The organism is Herbaspirillum aquaticum (assembly GCF_002213425.1).
Lineage (GTDB): Bacteria > Pseudomonadota > Gammaproteobacteria > Burkholderiales > Burkholderiaceae_D > Herbaspirillum > Herbaspirillum aquaticum.
Window position 1 is genome coordinate 1 of sequence record NZ_NJGV01000063.1, and the last position, 762, is coordinate 762.

The 762-nt window shown below is 44.6% G+C and carries 1 protein-coding gene; it reads right to left on the reverse strand.

What is annotated here, in order from left to right; all coding sequences use genetic code 11:
- Positions 1-110 precede the first annotated feature (110 nt).
- Entirely contained in the window at positions 111-332 is a 222-nt protein-coding gene (locus tag CEJ45_RS24750; RefSeq protein WP_141107070.1) for a hypothetical protein, read from the reverse strand.
- Between the last annotated feature and the right edge of the window lie 430 nt (positions 333-762).

Consider the following 762-nt stretch of genomic DNA (forward strand, 5'->3'; position numbering starts at 1 on the left):
AGCTATTTCGCTTCTTCTTTGCTTCACTCATTCTCGTCATCCCTTCCAGGACGACAGCTTAAATCAGTGTCTCAAATTCGGGGTCCACTTTACTTGAACAAGGCGGCTTCTCATTTGTAGTCTTCTTTATTCGCAAGAGGAATAAAGCCCATGTCATTCAATTGATTGTCATGTGTTCGTACTTGCTTCTGTTTGTATGTTTTTAGTTCTTCTCTTACTACGTTGTACACTTTTTGCTGTCGTAATGTTGCAGCGAGCAGCAGCACAGCATTTAAGCCAGAAGCACTCGTGAACGAAAGAGGAAAGTGGTCGGAGACGACCGAGAATTTCACGCAAATGCACCAGTTTGCGTAGGTTGTTTGGCAAAGCATAATTTGTAATCCCTATGTTGGTATGAGCTGACCAAAGCTCACCAAGCTATTTATTAACTGCGCATACACGCTTGGCAAAAGAATCGCCGGAATAGTCGAAAGCCCGATTACACATCGGGCTTTCCTGGTCTATTGGATTGCAAATTACTGCTGAGCGACAAAACCTGCCCGCATCTATTTATCGACAATATCCCCGACTAGGATGCGTGTTGGAGTGCAACGCGGAAGCGAGGCATAGAAGACTTTATTCGGTCCCGAAAAACAAAGGAAATTATGAAAACCTTTTGTTTCTGTGTAAGTAAAGTGGACCCATCCGTCAAGACAGCGTTTGCCAGAATTTAAGCTGCATCCATGACTTCACTTGCAGCAGAACAGCGCTGCCCTGATCCTG